This is a genomic window from Saccharomonospora sp. NPDC046836 (assembly GCF_040645195.1).
Lineage (GTDB): Bacteria > Actinomycetota > Actinomycetes > Mycobacteriales > Pseudonocardiaceae > Prauserella_A.
In genome coordinates this window covers 88,013-102,925 of sequence record NZ_JBEYXW010000018.1, presented here as the reverse complement: position 1 = coordinate 102,925, position 14,913 = coordinate 88,013, and the positions used below count along the sequence as shown (strand labels likewise).

General features: G+C 69.4%; 14 protein-coding genes. 10 read left to right on the top strand and 4 right to left on the bottom strand.

All coding sequences use genetic code 11. The features are described from left to right. Positions 1 to 13: 13 nt before the first annotated feature. Positions 14 to 1,423 carry a M20/M25/M40 family metallo-hydrolase gene (locus ABZ863_RS20905; protein WP_358538073.1) on the bottom strand — a complete coding sequence of 470 codons (1,410 nt, stop codon included), beginning with the start codon at positions 1,421 to 1,423 and terminating at the stop codon, positions 14 to 16. A gap of 359 nt (positions 1,424 to 1,782) precedes the next feature. Between ABZ863_RS20905 and pdhA the strand changes: the two genes are divergently transcribed. From pdhA to ABZ863_RS20880, 5 genes are all read left to right on the top strand, one after another. After that, entirely contained in the window at positions 1,783 to 2,991 is a 1,209-nt protein-coding gene (pdhA, locus tag ABZ863_RS20900; protein ID WP_358538071.1) for a pyruvate dehydrogenase (acetyl-transferring) E1 component subunit alpha, read from the top strand. Further along, on the top strand, positions 2,991 to 4,019 hold the full coding sequence (locus ABZ863_RS20895) for an alpha-ketoacid dehydrogenase subunit beta (protein WP_358538069.1): 1,029 nt from the start codon (positions 2,991 to 2,993) through the stop codon (positions 4,017 to 4,019). Before pdhA ends, ABZ863_RS20895 begins: the two co-directional genes overlap by 1 nt. Before the next feature lie 9 nt (positions 4,020 to 4,028). Further along, positions 4,029 to 5,324, top strand: a complete 1,296-nt coding sequence (locus tag ABZ863_RS20890) for a dihydrolipoamide acetyltransferase family protein (RefSeq protein WP_358538066.1) — start codon at positions 4,029 to 4,031, stop codon at positions 5,322 to 5,324. Positions 5,325 to 5,409: 85 nt separating this feature from the next. Next, a complete protein-coding gene (locus ABZ863_RS20885) occupies positions 5,410 to 5,865 on the top strand; it encodes an FxsA family protein (protein ID WP_358538064.1) in 456 nt (151 codons plus the stop codon). A 52-nt stretch (positions 5,866 to 5,917) separates the two neighbouring features. After that, positions 5,918 to 6,577: a TetR/AcrR family transcriptional regulator gene (locus ABZ863_RS20880; RefSeq protein ID WP_358538062.1), complete on the top strand. Its 660-nt coding sequence runs from the start codon at positions 5,918 to 5,920 to the stop codon at positions 6,575 to 6,577. Here ABZ863_RS20880 and ABZ863_RS20875 read toward each other — a convergent pair. Both ABZ863_RS20875 and ABZ863_RS20870 read right to left on the bottom strand, forming a co-directional pair. Next, the gene (locus ABZ863_RS20875; RefSeq protein WP_358538060.1) at positions 6,564 to 7,409 is read right to left on the bottom strand and encodes a MaoC/PaaZ C-terminal domain-containing protein; all 846 of its coding nucleotides are present in this window, start codon (positions 7,407 to 7,409) and stop codon (positions 6,564 to 6,566) included. The genes ABZ863_RS20880 and ABZ863_RS20875 overlap by 14 nt on opposite strands. Before the next feature lie 2 nt (positions 7,410 to 7,411). Continuing rightward, the gene (locus ABZ863_RS20870; protein WP_358538058.1) at positions 7,412 to 8,755 is read right to left on the bottom strand and encodes a 3-oxoacyl-ACP reductase; all 1,344 of its coding nucleotides are present in this window, start codon (positions 8,753 to 8,755) and stop codon (positions 7,412 to 7,414) included. 81 nt (positions 8,756 to 8,836) lie between these two features. On the opposite strand from ABZ863_RS20870, the gene ABZ863_RS20865 reads away from it, so the two are divergent. From ABZ863_RS20865 to ABZ863_RS20855, 3 genes are all read left to right on the top strand, one after another. After that, complete coding sequence (locus tag ABZ863_RS20865) at positions 8,837 to 10,153, top strand: acetyl-CoA C-acetyltransferase (RefSeq protein ID WP_358538055.1); 1,317 nt, start codon at positions 8,837 to 8,839, stop codon at positions 10,151 to 10,153. A gap of 107 nt (positions 10,154 to 10,260) precedes the next feature. Next, the gene (locus tag ABZ863_RS20860; protein WP_358538052.1) at positions 10,261 to 11,232 is read left to right on the top strand and encodes an ATP-binding cassette domain-containing protein; all 972 of its coding nucleotides are present in this window, start codon (positions 10,261 to 10,263) and stop codon (positions 11,230 to 11,232) included. Continuing rightward, positions 11,229 to 12,044: an ABC transporter permease gene (locus ABZ863_RS20855; protein ID WP_358538050.1), complete on the top strand. Its 816-nt coding sequence runs from the start codon at positions 11,229 to 11,231 to the stop codon at positions 12,042 to 12,044. Before ABZ863_RS20860 ends, ABZ863_RS20855 begins: the two co-directional genes overlap by 4 nt. 82 nt (positions 12,045 to 12,126) lie before the next feature. Here the strand turns inward: ABZ863_RS20855 and ABZ863_RS20850 are convergent, their stop codons facing one another. Next, positions 12,127 to 13,182: a glycerophosphodiester phosphodiesterase gene (locus ABZ863_RS20850; RefSeq protein ID WP_358538174.1), complete on the bottom strand. Its 1,056-nt coding sequence runs from the start codon at positions 13,180 to 13,182 to the stop codon at positions 12,127 to 12,129. Between the two features lie 124 nt (positions 13,183 to 13,306). Here ABZ863_RS20850 and ABZ863_RS20845 point away from each other — a divergent pair, with 124 nt between their 5' ends. Together ABZ863_RS20845 and ABZ863_RS20840 are read left to right on the top strand one after the other, a co-directional pair. Further along, entirely contained in the window at positions 13,307 to 14,503 is a 1,197-nt protein-coding gene (locus ABZ863_RS20845; protein WP_358538048.1) for an AAA family ATPase, read from the top strand. A 206-nt stretch (positions 14,504 to 14,709) separates the two neighbouring features. Further along, positions 14,710 to 14,871, top strand: a complete 162-nt coding sequence (locus ABZ863_RS20840) for a hypothetical protein (RefSeq protein ID WP_358538046.1) — start codon at positions 14,710 to 14,712, stop codon at positions 14,869 to 14,871. Positions 14,872 to 14,913: the final 42 nt, after the last annotated feature.

The window sequence follows — 14,913 nt, the reverse complement described above, 5'->3', positions numbered from 1 at the left end:
CCCGTCGGCGGGGTCAGGCCGTGGCGTGGGCGTGCAGGATCCTGGCGACGGCCTCGGTCACCCGCTCGGTCTGGTCCAAGTGCAGCCACTCGTCGGGAACGTGCGCGTTGTTGCCCGGTCCGCGCGGGCCCGTGACCACGAACTGCGCGTCCGGGTAGGCCCGGCCGAACAGCCCGAGGAACGGGATCGTGCCGCCGAGGCCGAGCGCACGCCACGGCTTGCCGAAGACCTCGTCGCTCACGGCGTCCAGCGTGGCCGCGAGCCACGGCGCACGGGGCGTTGCGGCCCAGCCGTCGGCGGCCTCCGCACGGGCGATCTCGACCCGCGCGCCGGAGGGCACGTCCGTGGTGAGAGCCTTCTCGATCGCCTGCAGTGCAGTGCCCGCGTCGACGGTCGGCGGCAGGCGGAAGCTCAGCTTGAGGCTGGTGTAGGGGCGCAGGACGTTGCCGGCGTCCAGAATCGGCGGCAACCCGTCGGCACCGGTGACCGACAGCGTGGTGCGCCAGGTGTTGTTCAGCACCAGCTCGACCGGGTCGTCGCTGGTGAACCGGACACCGTCGGCCAGCGGCAGCTGCGGGGTGAGCAGCCCTTCCTCGACCGCGGCCCTGATCTCGGCGAGCCGCTCGGCGGGGATCTCGACAGAGAGCTCGGGCAGCTTCATCAGCCCGGTGCGCGCGTCCTCGATCCGGTCGAGCAGCGCCCGCAGCACGCGGAAGCTGCTGGGCACGAGGCCGCTGCCGTGTCCCGAATGGACTCCGGAGGTGAGCACGCGCACCGTGAGGTCGAGGAACGCGATGCCGCGCAGGGACGTGGCCAGCCAGAGCCGCTCGTAGTCGGCGCCCGCGGTGTCGAGGCAGATGACCAGCCCGACGCGGCCGAGCCGGGCCGACAGGTGTTCCAGGTAGGCCGCGAAATCAGGGCTGCCGGACTCCTCACCCGTCTCCAGCAGCACGACCGTGCGGGCATGGCTGCCGCCGGCGGCGTGCAGGGCCTCCAGTGCGGCGGCTGCCGCGTACCCGGCGTAGCCGTCGTCACCGGCACCACGGCCGTAGAGCCGCTCGTCCTTGACGACGGGTGTCCACGGCCCGAGTCCCGGCGACCAGTCCCCGGCCGCGGGCTGCTTGTCCAGATGGCCGTAGATCACCACCGTCTCGGGGTTGGTCGCCGCCCGCGCGGGCACGTCGAGCAGGAGCACCGGTGTGCGGCCGGGCAGCTCGACAACCTCGGCCGTTGCCCCGGCGATGTTCCGGGCTTCGAGGTAGGAGCGGACGTGCTCGACGGCAGCGTGGATGTGCCGCGTGGCCGCCCAGCCGGAGTCGAACGCGGGCGAGAGCGCCGGGATGGCCACGAACTCCGCGAGACTCTCCAGCGCCTCCCTGCTCCACAGCCTGTGTACCGTCTCGCGCACCACCCGCTCGTCCATTCCCTGATCGTGGCATGAACTCGCCGTGTCACACGTCACACTGCGTCAGATGATCGACAGTCCGCCTTGCCATCCAGCGCCAAGATCACCGAGAACCGGAAGGTTAACGCTGGTTCGCATCACCGACTTTCGGCTGGCACATGGTCGGTATTCCTAGCGTTTTCGCAGTTCAGGAGGCGATCGCGGGCAACGAATCGGCCTCGGGACCTCTCCAGAACCGCTCCGTTCGTGCCAGGATGGCGGCGTGAACCGTCACCGCCGACGGCACCCGAGCGCTCGGACCCGTGCGTGCAGGTTGCCGCCGGTGCGCCGACGTAGCCGCCACAAGCGGCGCGCGGCACGACCCAAGGAGATAGCGCATGCCGTCCCCCGAACAGTGGACGCGCCCGGAGCCTGGCGCCGGACCGGCCGCCACAGCGGCGGAACCGACTCCAGAACAGGTGATTGCGGGTTTGCGAGCGACGACTGAAGGCGGGGCTGAGCTCACTCAGCTCCTCACCCCCGAAGGCGAACGACGCACATCGGCGCAGTTCGATCCCTACGTCGCCGACATCGACGACGAGGCACTTCGCGGGCTCTACCGGGACATGGTGCTGGTCCGTCGCGCCGACCGGGAATCCAACGCCATGCAGCGGCAGGGCCAGCTCGGCATCTGGGTACCGCTGCTCGGCCAGGAAGCGGCACAGATCGGTTCCGGCAGGGCGCTACGGCCACAGGACATGGCCTTCCCCAGCTATCGCGAACACGGCGTCGCCTACACGCGCGGCATCGACTTCCGCGAGCTGCTCGGCATCTTCCGGTGCACCGATCACGGCGGGTGGGACTTCCACCGCTACGGCTTCCACCCTTACACGATCGTCATCGGCAACCAGGTCCTCAACGCCACCGGCTACGCCATGGGGCAGAAGTTCGAGGGCAAGGTCGGCGACGACGATGGCGAGGCCACCATCGTCTACTTCGGCGACGGGGCCACCAGCCAGGGTGACGTGCACGAGGGCTTCGTGTGGGCCGCGGTGTACGACGCGCCAGTGGTGTTCTTCTGCCAGAACAACCAGTGGGCGATCTCCGAGCCCACCGAACGGCAGTCGCGCCTGCCGCTCTACCAGCGGGCCCGCGGCTACGGCTTCCCCGGCATCCGGGTGGACGGCAACGACGTCCTCGGCTGCCTCGCGGTGACCCGCTGGGCGCTCGAAGAGTGCCGGCACGGCAACGGGCCCGTGCTGATCGAGGCGTTCACCTATCGCATGGACGCCCACACCACGACCGACGACCCGACGCGGTACCGGCTGTCGGAGGAGCTCGAGGTGTGGAAGCACAAGGACCCGATCGAGCGGGTTCGCGTGCACCTGGCCCGCAGCGGTGCCGCCGACCAGGCCTTCTTCGACGACGTACAGGCCGAGGCGGACCGGTTCGCAGCCGAGCTGCGCGACTACTGCTTCAACATGCCCGATCCGCCACCGGAGCGGATCTTCGCCAACGTCTACGCCGAACCCTCCCCGGTGCTGGACGCCGAGCGGGAGAAGTACCTGGCGTACCTGTCCGGCTTCAGCGGGGCGGGTGAGCACTGATGGCGGCTCCTGTGAAATCCACAGTGGACGAAGCGGTGTCCAAAGTGCAGAACCTCACGATCGGCAAGGCGCTCAACCTCGGCCTGCGCACGGCCATGGAGGCCGACGACAAGGTCATCGTCATGGGCGAGGACGTCGGCAAGCTCGGTGGCGTCTTCCGTATCACCGACGGCCTGCAGAAGGACTTCGGCGAGCAACGCGTGCTGGACACGCCGCTGGCCGAGTCCGGGATCATCGGCACCGCCGTCGGACTGGCCGTGCGCGGGTTCCGGCCGGTGTGCGAGATCCAGTTCGAGGGCTTCATCTTCCCGAGCTTCGACCAGATCTCCAGCCAGCTCGCGAAGTTGCACTACCGCTCACAGGGCCGGATCAAGATGCCGGTGGTGATCCGGGTGCCGTTCGGCGGCGGGATCGGCGCGGTCGAGCACCACTCCGAGTCGCCGGAGTCGCTGTTCGCGCACACCGCCGGGCTCAAGGTCGTAGCGTGCTCGAACCCCGTCGACGCGTACTGGATGATCCAGCAGGCCATCGCGTCCGACGATCCGGTGCTGTTCTTCGAGCCGAAGCGGCTGTACCACTCCGGCGCGTTGAAGGCGCCGGTCGACACCACGGCCACGCCCGATCCGCTGTTCGCCTCGCGCGTGGTGCGGCGCGGTGATGCCGCCACGCTGGTGGCCTACGGCCCTTCGGTGAAGGTGTGCCTCGACGCCGCGACCGCGGCCGCGGAGGACGGCACCTCGCTGGAGGTGATCGACCTGCGCACGCTCTCCCCGCTGGACCTGGAACCGGTGTTCGAGTCGGTGCGCCGCACCGGCCGGCTGATTGCGGTCAGCGAAGCGCCTTCGGAGGCCTCGCTCACGTCCGAGATCGCCGCACGCGTACAGCAGGAGTGCTTCTACTCGCTGGAGGCACCGGTGCTGCGCGTGGCCGGATTCGACACGCCGTACCCGCCGTCGAAGCTGGAGGAGCACTACCTGCCCGACCTCGACCGGGTGCTGCATGCCGTTGACCGCGCCCTGGACTGGTGAGGGGGACACGTGCCTGAGTACAAGCAGTTTCCCCTTGCCGACACCGCGGAGGGGCTGACCGAGGCCGAGATCCTCAACTGGCGGGTCGGGCCCGGCGACGAGGTGACCGTCAACCAGATCGTCGTGGAGATCGAGACGGCGAAGGCGGCTGTCGAGCTGCCGATCCCGTGGGCGGGTGTGGTCACCGAGCTGCTGGTGGAGCCGGGGCAGACGGTCGAGGTCGGCACGCCGATCCTCACCGTCGACGTCGACCCGGGCGGGGCACCGGCGCCGACCCCGGCGGCCAACGGCTCGGCACCCGCCGCCGCACCGCCCGCCGAGGAGGAGATGAAACCCCTCGTCGGCTACGGCTCCAAGCAGGTGGTGGCCAAACGTCGCCCGCGTAAGGTCGCCACGGCCACACCCACGCCGGTCCCGGCCAACGGAGCCGCTCCGGCTCGCGGCGGGTACGTCCCGTTGGCGAAGCCGCCGGTGCGCAAGCTCGCGAAGGACCTCGGGGTGGACCTGCACGGGCTGACCGGTTCCGCCGAGGGCGGCGTGATCACCCGCGAGGACGTCGAACGTGCCGCGGCGCCACAGGCCGCACCAGCGCCGGTCGGGACCGGTGCGCGGGAACGCCGGGTGCCGATCAAGGGCGTACGCAAGGCAACCGCGCAGGCCATGGTGGCGAGTGCCTTCACCGCACCGCACGTCACCGAGTTCCTCACCATCGACGTCACGCCGATGATGGAGCTGCGCGAGAAGCTCAAGGCAGCCCCGGCCTTCGCCGGTGTGAAGCTCACACCGCTGGCCTTCGCGGCGAAGGCGGTGTGCCTCGCGGTGCGCCGCACGCCCGACGTCAACGCGGTGTGGGACGGCGACGCCGGCGAGATCGTCTACAAGGACTACGTGCACCTCGGGATCGCCGCGGCCACCCCGCGCGGCCTCGTGGTGCCGAAGATCCGCGACGCCGACGGCAAGTCGCTGGTGGATCTCGCCGGTGCGCTGGAGGAGCTCACCACCACGGCCAGGGCGGGCAAGACACCGCCGGAGGCCATGCTCGGCGGCACGTTCACGATCACCAACGTGGGCGTGTTCGGCGTCGACACCGGCACGCCGATCATCAACCCCGGCGAGTCGGCGATCCTCGCGCTCGGCGCCATCCGCGACATGCCGTGGGTCGTGGACGGCGAACTGGCCGTGCGCAAGGTGATGCAGCTGTCGCTGAGCTTCGACCACCGGGTGATCGACGGTCAGCAGGGCTCGCAGTTCCTCGCCGACGTCGGCGCGCTGCTCGCCGACCCGGCGATGGCGATCACGTACTGATGCCACCGAGCTGCCGGAGGTACTGCTCCGGCAGCTCGGTGTCCAGCGAGGGAGCAAAACGGCTACGTCACGCGTTGTCTCCGGTATGGCCGTCGTGTTCTTGCTCTATGTGGTTGCCGAGGTGGCCGCCGTCTGGGCGGTCGCGTCGCTGATCGGCTTTCTCGGGACGCTCGGATTGCTGCTGGCCGGCGCGTTCCTCGGCTCCTGGCTCGCGCGTCGGGAGGGTGGCAAGGCGGCGAGTGCGTTCATGATGACCGCCAGGGCAGGCCGTCCCGCACACGCCGAGGTCACCGACGGAATGCTCGTCGGGCTCGGCGGCCTGCTGATCCTGCTGCCCGGTTTCGTGAGCGACATCGCCGGCCTGCTGCTCCTGCTGCCGCCGACCCGGGGCGTCGTGCGCCGGGCATGGCTGCGGCGGATCGAGCGGCGCGCCCCGCTCGGCCAACCGCGGCAGGGCCGGGTGATCGTGGTCGACAGCGAGGTCGTCAGCGACAGCACGCCCGCCAAGGACCAGCCGCCCCGGGTCATCGATTCCCAGTAGCCGCACCGCGCCCCTCGGCAGGTAGCGTCTCCTCCGAGCAGGAGGTTCGCAGGTGGCGCAGGATGTCAAACGCTCGTCCGAACGGGCCAAACGGCTCCCCCGAGCGGTCCGGGAGAAGCAGATCCTGGACGCCGCGGTGTCCGTGTTCGCCCGCCTCGGCTACCACTCCGCGTCAATGGACGAGATCTCCGAGGTGGCCGGCGTTTCGAAGCCGATGATCTACAGCTACCTCGGCGCGAAAGAGGACCTCTTCCTGCACTGCATCCGCCGCGAGGCAGACAGGTTGCTGCAGGCCGTGCGGGCAGGCATCAAGCCGGAGCTGTCGCCGGACATGCAGCTGTGGCACGGGTTGCGCTCGTTCTACGGCTTCGTCGGCGAGTACCGGGAGTCCTGGACCGTGTTGCACCGGCAGGCACTGACGGTGGGCGGTCCGTTCGCCGGTGAGCTGGAAGCCTTGCGCGGCAAGGCAATCGACCTCGTCGCCGAGCTCGTCGTGTCCGCGGGCGCCCGGAAGGGGCTCGGCGCGCAGGCCGAGTTCTCCGGCAAAGGCATGGCGGCCGCACTGGTCGGCGCGGCCGAGTCGCTCGCCGACTGGTGGCTCGACCACCCCGACGTCTCCGACGCCGTACTCGCCTCGTGGTTGATGAACCTGACCTGGCTCGGGTTCAACGACCTCATCGAAGGCCAGGTGTGGCGGCCTACGGAGTCGTGATCGTGCCCGCGAGGTGCGGTTTCGGCCTGCTGGCGTGCCACAGCTCGAACGCCCAGCCGGCATCGGCCCGCCAGGACGTGAACCCGACCCTCGATGGCAGCAGCACCGGCAGCTTGAACCGCACGTCGACGGTGTAGGCGCCTGGCAACCTGCCCTCGAAGGCCGCCAGGCAACGCGCCTTGGTCCACATGCCGTGCGCGATCGCCCCGCGGAAGCCGAACATCCGTGCCGTCAGCGGGTGGAGGTGGATCGGGTTGCGGTCGCCGGACACCTCGGCGTAGCGCCTGCCGATGTCGCCGGGCACCCACCAGATCGCCCCCGCCGACGGTGGCGCCAGCGACGTCTTGCCGCCACCGGAGCCGGCACCGGCACCACGCCGCAGGTAGGTGCTCACATCCGTCCACACCGTCTCGCCACCGGTGACGACCTCGGTCACGACGTCGAACTCGGTGCCCTTGTCGTGCGTGCGCAGCCGCTCCGCACGCACTCGGAGCGTGAGCTCCTCGCCGAGGCGTAGCGGCCGGTGCAGGGTGATCCGGTTCGCCACGTGCACCATGCCGAGCAGCGGGAACGGGAACTCCGGCTCCGACAGCAGCGCCACCTGCAGCGGAAACGCCAGTATGTGCGGGTAGGTCACCGGCAACTCGTCGGTGAGCCTGAACCCGCAGATCCGGTTGTACGCCGCGACGTGGCCCGGATCGGCGCTGACGCCGGCGTACACGTACTCGGTGTCCGGCAGGGTCTCGCCCCCGGCCTTACGCAGCCCGCCGAGCACCGCTCTGGGGTAGAGCTTCGCCAGGCTCGGCGCGCGGTGGAGCTCCTTCACAGTCACCGTCACGCTCCCAGGAACGCCTGACCGCAGACCCGCACGACGTTGCCGTTGACGGCGGACGATGCGGGGTTGGCGTACCAGGCAATGGTCTCGGCCACGTCGACCGGCAGCCCGCCCTGCGCGAGGCTCGACAGCCGCCTGCCGACCTCGCGGATCACCACCGGGACCGCGGCGGTCATCTTGGTCTCGATGAACCCTGGTGCGACGGCGTTGATCGTCCCGGGATGCTCGGCCAGCCGCGGTGCGGCCTCGTCGACCATGCCGATGACACCGGCCTTGCTGGTGGCGTAGTTGGTCTGGCCCAGGTTGCCCGCGATCCCGGCAATGGACGAGACGCCGATGATGCGGCCGCCCGCCCGCAGCACGTTGCCCGCGAGCAGCTTGTCGTTCGCGGCGAGCTGGGCCAGCAGGTTCACCGACAGCACGGCATCCCAGGCGCCCTCGGTGAGGTTGCCCAGCGTCTTGTCCCTGGTGACCCCGGCGTTGTGCACGACCACATCGACGCCACCGTGCCGCTCGGTGAAATACCCGGCGAGCCGGTCCGGCGCGTCCTCGGCGGTGATGTCCAGCTGCAGCGCCGAACCGCCGATGTCGTTGGCGACCGCGGACAGGTCCGCGCCCTGCGCCGGGATGTCGAGCACGACGACGTGGGCGCCGTCGCGGGCCAGCACCTCGGCGATCGCGGCGCCGATGCCGCGCGAGGCACCGGTGACGAGAGCGACCTTGCCGGCGAGCGGCGCCTCCCAGCTCGGTGGCGCCTGCGCCTCCGTGACCCCCGCTGTGCCGATGCCGATGACCTGCCCGTCGACGAACGCCGACTTGGCCGACAGCAGGAAGCGGAGGGTCGACTCGGTGGCCTCCTCCGCGCCGGCGGCGACGTGGACGAGCTGCGCGGTCGCGCCGCGCTTGAGTTCCTTGCCGAGCGAGCGGGTGAACCCTTCGAGCGCGCGCTGCGCGATGCGCTCCCGGCCCTCGGCCAGTTCGGGTGGGGTGCCGAACACGACGACCCGGCCGGACGGGCCGATTTTGCGGATGACCGGGTGGAAGAACCGGTGCAGCTCACGCAGTTGCGCTGGTTCGGTGATGCCGGTCGCGTCGAATACGAGCGCACCGTAGCGGGCATCGCCGACGGGGCTGCAGAGGACCTCGATACCGACGGAGGCGAGCTGCCCGCCGAGCGTCTTCTCCAGCCGCCCGCCGGGCGCGGCACCGAGAAGTGCGGGACCATCGAGGGCGGGTTGACCCGGCTGGTAGCGCCGCAGCGTGGGCGGGTTGGGCAGGCCGAGCCTCGGCACCAGGAATCTGCCGACCGGTGTTCTGGTGAACTGCTGATACCTGTCCGCCATCGGTATCCCTCCCGTGCCGATTGTGCACTGTCAGCCTAATCTACTCACGAGTAGGTGCGTCGACGCTGACCAGGAGGAGCGATGACCTCAGCGCAGAAGCCGCGGAACACGAGCAGGAACAACACGCCGGCCATCCGCAAGGTCGCGATCGTCGGCGCCAACCGCATCCCCTTCGCGCGGTCGAACGGGCCGTATACCGAGGCCGCCAACCAGGACATGCTCACCGCCACGATCGACGGCCTCGTCAGCCGGTTCTCCCTGCAGGGCGAGCAGATCGGCGAACTCGCCGCGGGCGCGGTGCTGAAACACGCCCGCGACTTCAACCTCGCCCGCGAATGCGTGCTCGGCAGCAGGCTCGCGCCGACCACACCGGCCGCGGACGTACAGATGGCGTGCGGGACGGGCCTGCAGGCGGTGGTCAACGTCGCCAACAAGATCGCCCTCGGGCAGCTCGACTCCGCGATCGCCGGCGGGGTCGACACCACCAGCGATGCGCCGCTCGCCGTCAACGACAGCCTGCGCCGCCTGCTGGTGCGGTTCGCCGCCGCAAAGACAGTGGGCGAGCGGCTCAAGCTCCTCACCCGGATCCGGCCCGGCCACGTCGTTCCGGAGATCCCCCGCAACGCCGAACCACGTACCGGACTGTCGATGGGCGAGCACGCGGCGCGCACGGCGAAGGCGTGGGACATCTCGCGCGGCGAGCAGGACGAGCTCGCCGCCGCCAGCCACCAACGCCTCGCCGCCGCCTACGACCGTGGCTTCTTCGACGACCTGGTGACGCCCTACCTCGGCCTCACCCGCGACCAGAATTTGCGGCCGGACTCGACCGCGGAGAAACTCGCGAAGCTCGAGCCGGTCTTCGGCGGACCGGAGGGCACGATGACGGCCGGCAACTCGACGCCGTTGTCCGACGGCGCGTCCACCGTGCTGCTGGCGACCGAGGAGTGGGCGCGGGAGCGCAGCCTGCCGGTGCTGGCGTACGTGACCTTCGCGCAGACCGCAGCCGTCGACTACGTGCACGGTGACGAGGGCCTGCTCATGGCTCCCGCCTACGCCGTGCCCCGGCTGCTCGACCGGGCCGGGCTCACGTTGCAGGACTTCGACTTCTACGAGATCCACGAGGCGTTCGCCTCGCAGGTGCTCGCGACGCTGAAGGCCTGGGAGGATCCGACGTTCGCCAAGGAACGGCTGGGCCGCGACGAGCCACTCGGCTCGATCGACCGCGGCAAGCTCAACGTCAACGGTTCCTCGCTCGCCGCAGGCCATCCGTTCGCGGCCACCGGTGGCCGGATCGTCGGCACGCTGGCGAAGCTGCTGCACGAGAAGGGCTCCGGGCGCGGACTGATCTCCATCTGCGCAGCGGGTGGCCAGGGCATCACAGCGATCCTGGAGAGGTAGCCGGTAACAGCCCCCAAGGCCACCTTGGTTGCGTTCAACGCAACTATGGTGGCCTTGGGGACGTAAATCGGTGCCGATCTGTCGGTGGGCGTCCCTACCCTGGCGACATGTCCTCAACCGACAACGGTGTCGCGGTACGGGCGCGCGGCCTCGTCAAGACCTATGGCTCGACACGCGCGCTCGACGGCGTGGACCTGGAGATCCGCACGGGGCAGGTACTCGGCCTGCTCGGGCCGAACGGCGCGGGTAAGACCACCGCCGTCCGGATACTGACGACCCTGCTCACACCGGACTCCGGCGACGCGGAGGTGGCAGGGCACAACGTACTCACCGAACCGGACGCGGTCCGCCGGTCCATCGGGCTCTCCGGCCAGTACGCGGCAGTCGACGAGCACCTGACCGGGTTCGAGAATCTGTACCTCGTCGGCAGGCTCTACGGCCGCAGGCGGGCCGCGGCGCGGGAACGCGCCCGTGAGCTGCTCGACCGCTTCCAGCTCGCCGAGGCCGCCGACCGGCCGGCGAAGGGCTATTCCGGCGGCATGCGGCGCAGGCTGGACCTGGCGGGCGCACTCGTGGCCGAGCCGAGCGTCGTGGTGCTGGACGAGCCGACCACGGGGCTCGACCCGCGCGGCCGGATCGAGATGTGGGAGGTCATCGGGGAGCTCGTCGCCACCGGCGCGACCGTGTTGCTCACGACTCAGTACCTGGAGGAAGCCGACCAGCTCGCCGATTCCATCGTCGTCATTGACCGCGGCCGGGTCATCGCCCGCGGCACGGCGGACGAGCTCAAGGCGCGGATCGGCGGGGAACGGCTGGAACTGGTCGTGGCCATACCCGAGGAGCTCCCAGTGGCGGTGCGCGTGCTGAACGAGGTCGGTGTCGGCGAGGCAACCGTTGACGAGCACACCCGCAAAGCCGACGTGCTCGTGGACACCGGACCGAAGGCGCTGGTCGAGGTTCTGCGCAGGCTCGATGCGCAGGACGTCACGGTGCAGGACGTCGGGCTGCGCAGGCCATCGCTCGACGACGTGTTCCTGTCACTGACCGGGCATTCGACCGGCGAGGAGGTGGCCAGGTGAACGGGCTGGCCAAGCTGGTCTCCGACAGCGGGGTGATCACCTGGCGCAACGTCATGAACGTGCGCCGCAACCCCGAATGGCTACTCGGCGCGACGGCGTTCCCGATCATGTTCGTGCTGATGTTCGCCTACGTCTTCGGCAACGCCATCGGCGGACCGGGCGGCGACAGCGCCGACTACCGCGAGTTCCTGATCGCCGGGATCTTCGCGCAGACGGTGGCGTTCAACTCCTCCTACACCGTCATCGGTTTCGCCAACGACCTGCAGAAGGGCATCATCGACCGGTTCCGCTCGCTGCCGATGTCGCGGCTGGCCGTCATCATCGGGCGGACGACTGCCGACCAGGTGCTGAGCGTGTTGGTGCTGGTGGTCATGACGTTCACGGGCCTGCTCATCGGCTGGCGCATCCACAGCAGCGCGGCCGACGCGGCGCTCGGCTACCTGATGATCTTGCTCTTCGCGTTCGCGCTGTCGTGGGTCGGCGCCTACATCGGGCTGCTCACCCGCAGCGTCGAGGTCGCCAACAGCGCCGGGCTCATCTGGCTCTTCCCGCTCACGTTCGTCTCGTCGGCGTTCGTGCCACAGGAGAGCCTGCCCGGCGTGCTGGGCACGATCGCCGACTGGAACCCCTTCACCGCGGCGGTGAACGCCACCAGGGACCTGTTCGGCAACACCAACCCGGCGGGCTGGCCGCCACCGTCGGGCTGGCCGGCGGAGAACGCGGCACTATACGCGGTACTGAGCTGCGTAGCGATCATCGCGATCTTCGCGCCACTCGCCACCGCCCGGTACCGGAAGGTGGCGAGCCGGTAGTGCACGGCGGGTAGTGGACGTGTTGCCCGCTACCCGCCGTCTTCAGTCGTCTACAGTTCTCTAGCTTCAGATCTAGACAGCGCTAGAAGCTCTTACCTTTGGCCGGGTAGGCCTTGGGCAGCCGGAAGCCGTGCTCGGCAGCCACCTCGCGGAGCCGATCCGGATAGTCGGTGATGATCCCGTCCACACCATCGTCGATGAGCTTGCGCATGGTGTTCTTGTCGTTGATCGTCCACGGGATCACCTTGATGCCTGCCCGGTGCGCCTCGTCGACCAGCGCCTTGGTCGTGAACGGGACGTAGTTCGGATCGTTGATCGTGCCGCCCTGCGGGTTGCCGTGCACGGGCGAGAGCGCACTCGCACCGAAGGAGGCCACCGCCCGGACCGGGCTGCCACCGAAGTCGTCGATGTCGAGACCACCGAGCCATGGCGACTTGCCGGGCTGGCCAACCTGCAGGAACTCCGGCTGGGTCAGCGCGACCACCGGCAGCCAGGGCGCGCGCTCGCGCAGGAGCATGAGCGCACCCCAGTCGAAACTCTGGATCGTGACGTTGCGGGCGAACCCGGAGCGGCCGACCTCGCGGATGACACGGTCGACGAACTGCTCCCGGGGAGCCGTCTCGTGCGGCGCTGCCGCCTCGACCTTCGTCTCGATGTTGAACCGGATGTGCGACGCACGGCGCTCGCGCACGAGCGCGAACAGCTCGGCGAGGGTCGGCATCTTCGCGCCGGGGGACAGCTGCTGGTCCGGGTAGTTCGGCAGCCGCTGCGACCCGCAGTCCAGCGACCGCACCTGCGCGAAGGTCAGGTCCTTGATGTACTTGCCCGCGTACGGGTACTGCGGGTCGCCGGGTGTGACCGGCGCGGTGTCGGCGCATTTGGCCGGGTTGATGCGACGATCGTGGGTGATCACGTCGCGACCGTCGCGGGTGACCTGGATGTCGAGTTCGAGAGTGGTCACGCCGAGGTCCATGGCGCGGGCGAACGCGGCGAGTGTGGCCTCCACGGTCAGGCCGATGCCGCCTCGGTGAGCTTGGATGTCGAAGTACTTCTGCTTCGGTTTCGCGGTGGCCAGGCCACCACCGACGAGCATTGCCACCAGTCCTGCCGCGATGATCGCGAGCACACGCTTCGTCATGGTCACGGCGGTGACCTTGGCAGCCCCGGGTGACCAACAGGCGAACCTTAGTTGTCGACCTTGACCGCTAGCGATTTCTGCCGACGTATTGGATCAGTCCTAGATGATCCAATAGTGTCCAACGATGGACCCGGTACGGAATCCTTTCGCCCCCGGCGCGGGCCAGCGCCCGCCCGAGCTGGCCGGCCGCGAGCGCGAGCTGGCCGCCTTCGACGTGGTGCTGGAACGGGTCGCCAGAGGGAAACCGGAACGCAGCCTCATGCTCACCGGACTGCGCGGGGTCGGCAAGACCGTGTTGCTCGGCGAGCTGCGCTCGATGGCGGTTCGCCGCGGCTGGGGCGCCGGAAAGATCGAGGCGCGGCCGGACGCCGAGCTACGCAGGCCGTTGTCGGCCGCGCTGCACAGGGCGGTCCGCGACATCGCCGTCCGACATCGTGCGCCGGACCGGGTCGATGAGGTGCTGGCGGTACTCAAGGCGTTCGCCCTCAAGGCCACCAAGCCCGACGCCAAGCTTCGCGATCGCTGGCAGCCGGGCATCGACGTGCCGCCTGCACAGGGCCGCGCCGATACCGGCGACATCGAGATCGACCTGGTGGAACTGTTCACCGATGTCGCCGAGCTGGCCACGGACGTCGGCACCGGAGTGGCACTGCTGATCGACGAGGTCCAGGACCTGATACCTGAGGACGTGTCGGCGCTGTGCGCCGCATGCCACGAGCTGTCCCAGTCCGGTGCGCCGCTGGTGGTGGTCGGTGCCGGCCTGCCGCATGTGCCCGCCGTGCTCTCGGCCGCGAAGTCCTACTCCGAGCGACTCTTCCGGTACACGCGAATCGACCGGCTCGGCCGGGAGGATGCCGACCGCGCGGTGCTCGCCCCGGTGGAACGGGAGGGCGCCGAGATCGCACCACGAGCGCTGGACGAGCTCTACGACGCCTCGGCCGGCTACCCCTACTTCATCCAGGCCTACGGCAAAGCGGCCTGGGATGCCGCGCCGTCGAACCCGATCACGGAGGAGGATGTGCGCGTCGCCGCGCCGGAGGCCGAGGCGGAACTGGCAGTCGGCTTCTTCGGGTCCCGCTACGAACGCGCAACACCTGCCGAGCGCGAGTACCTGCGTGCCATGGCGGAGCTGACGCGCGGCCGCGACGAGAGCGCGAGCACGTCCGACGTCGCGGTCTACCTGGGCCGCAAGCCGTCCTCGCTCTCACCCGCCAGGGACAGCCTGATCAAGAAGGGGCTCGTGTACTCGGCGGAACGCGGGCACATCGCCTTCACCGTGCCGCACTTCGGCAACTACCTACTCGGTCGCGGCGACGATTGACGTCGCTAGGGCTCTCTACAGTCAGTTCTAGACGACCCGATAAGCCTCTAGCCTGGATGCTCGTCGGAAGAAGTAATCGTCTGCCAACGATCTTTCGTTACGTAAGCCATCTCACCGGACAATCGAGTGGCAACTTTGTGAAAAAAGGTACATACTTGGAGGGAAAGGCAAGCCAACGAGACCCCCAAGGGGATGCTGCAGAGCCAATGAACAACATCGCTGCCCGACTCCGTGCCCGTCGTGCCGAAACCCGCACCCGCCGTGCCATCAACCGAGCGATCGACAACGCGGCCACCGCGACCGTTCGCCAGGAGCTGATCGCGATCGCGCAGACACGCCCGCGCCGCGAGCAGCCGCCCCGCGTGTGACTCAAGTTACAATCAGATAGAGGTGTAACGCCGCCGAAGGCG

Excerpts from the sequence above, each read along its gene's own strand:
- ABZ863_RS20905 (WP_358538073.1), bottom strand. The coding sequence starts at position 1,423 with ATGGACGAGCGGGTGGTGCGCGAGACGGTACACAGGCTGTGGAGCAGG.
- pdhA (WP_358538071.1), top strand. The coding sequence starts at position 1,783 with ATGCCGTCCCCCGAACAGTGGACGCGCCCGGAGCCTGGCGCCGGACCG.
- ABZ863_RS20895 (WP_358538069.1), top strand. The coding sequence starts at position 2,991 with ATGGCGGCTCCTGTGAAATCCACAGTGGACGAAGCGGTGTCCAAAGTG.
- ABZ863_RS20885 (WP_358538064.1), top strand. The coding sequence starts at position 5,410 with ATGGCCGTCGTGTTCTTGCTCTATGTGGTTGCCGAGGTGGCCGCCGTC.
- ABZ863_RS20870 (WP_358538058.1), bottom strand. The coding sequence starts at position 8,755 with ATGGCGGACAGGTATCAGCAGTTCACCAGAACACCGGTCGGCAGATTC.
- ABZ863_RS20865 (WP_358538055.1), top strand. The coding sequence starts at position 8,837 with ATGACCTCAGCGCAGAAGCCGCGGAACACGAGCAGGAACAACACGCCG.
- ABZ863_RS20860 (WP_358538052.1), top strand. The coding sequence starts at position 10,261 with ATGTCCTCAACCGACAACGGTGTCGCGGTACGGGCGCGCGGCCTCGTC.
- ABZ863_RS20850 (WP_358538174.1), bottom strand. The coding sequence starts at position 13,182 with ATGACGAAGCGTGTGCTCGCGATCATCGCGGCAGGACTGGTGGCAATG.
- ABZ863_RS20845 (WP_358538048.1), top strand. The coding sequence starts at position 13,307 with ATGGACCCGGTACGGAATCCTTTCGCCCCCGGCGCGGGCCAGCGCCCG.
- ABZ863_RS20840 (WP_358538046.1), top strand. The coding sequence starts at position 14,710 with ATGAACAACATCGCTGCCCGACTCCGTGCCCGTCGTGCCGAAACCCGC.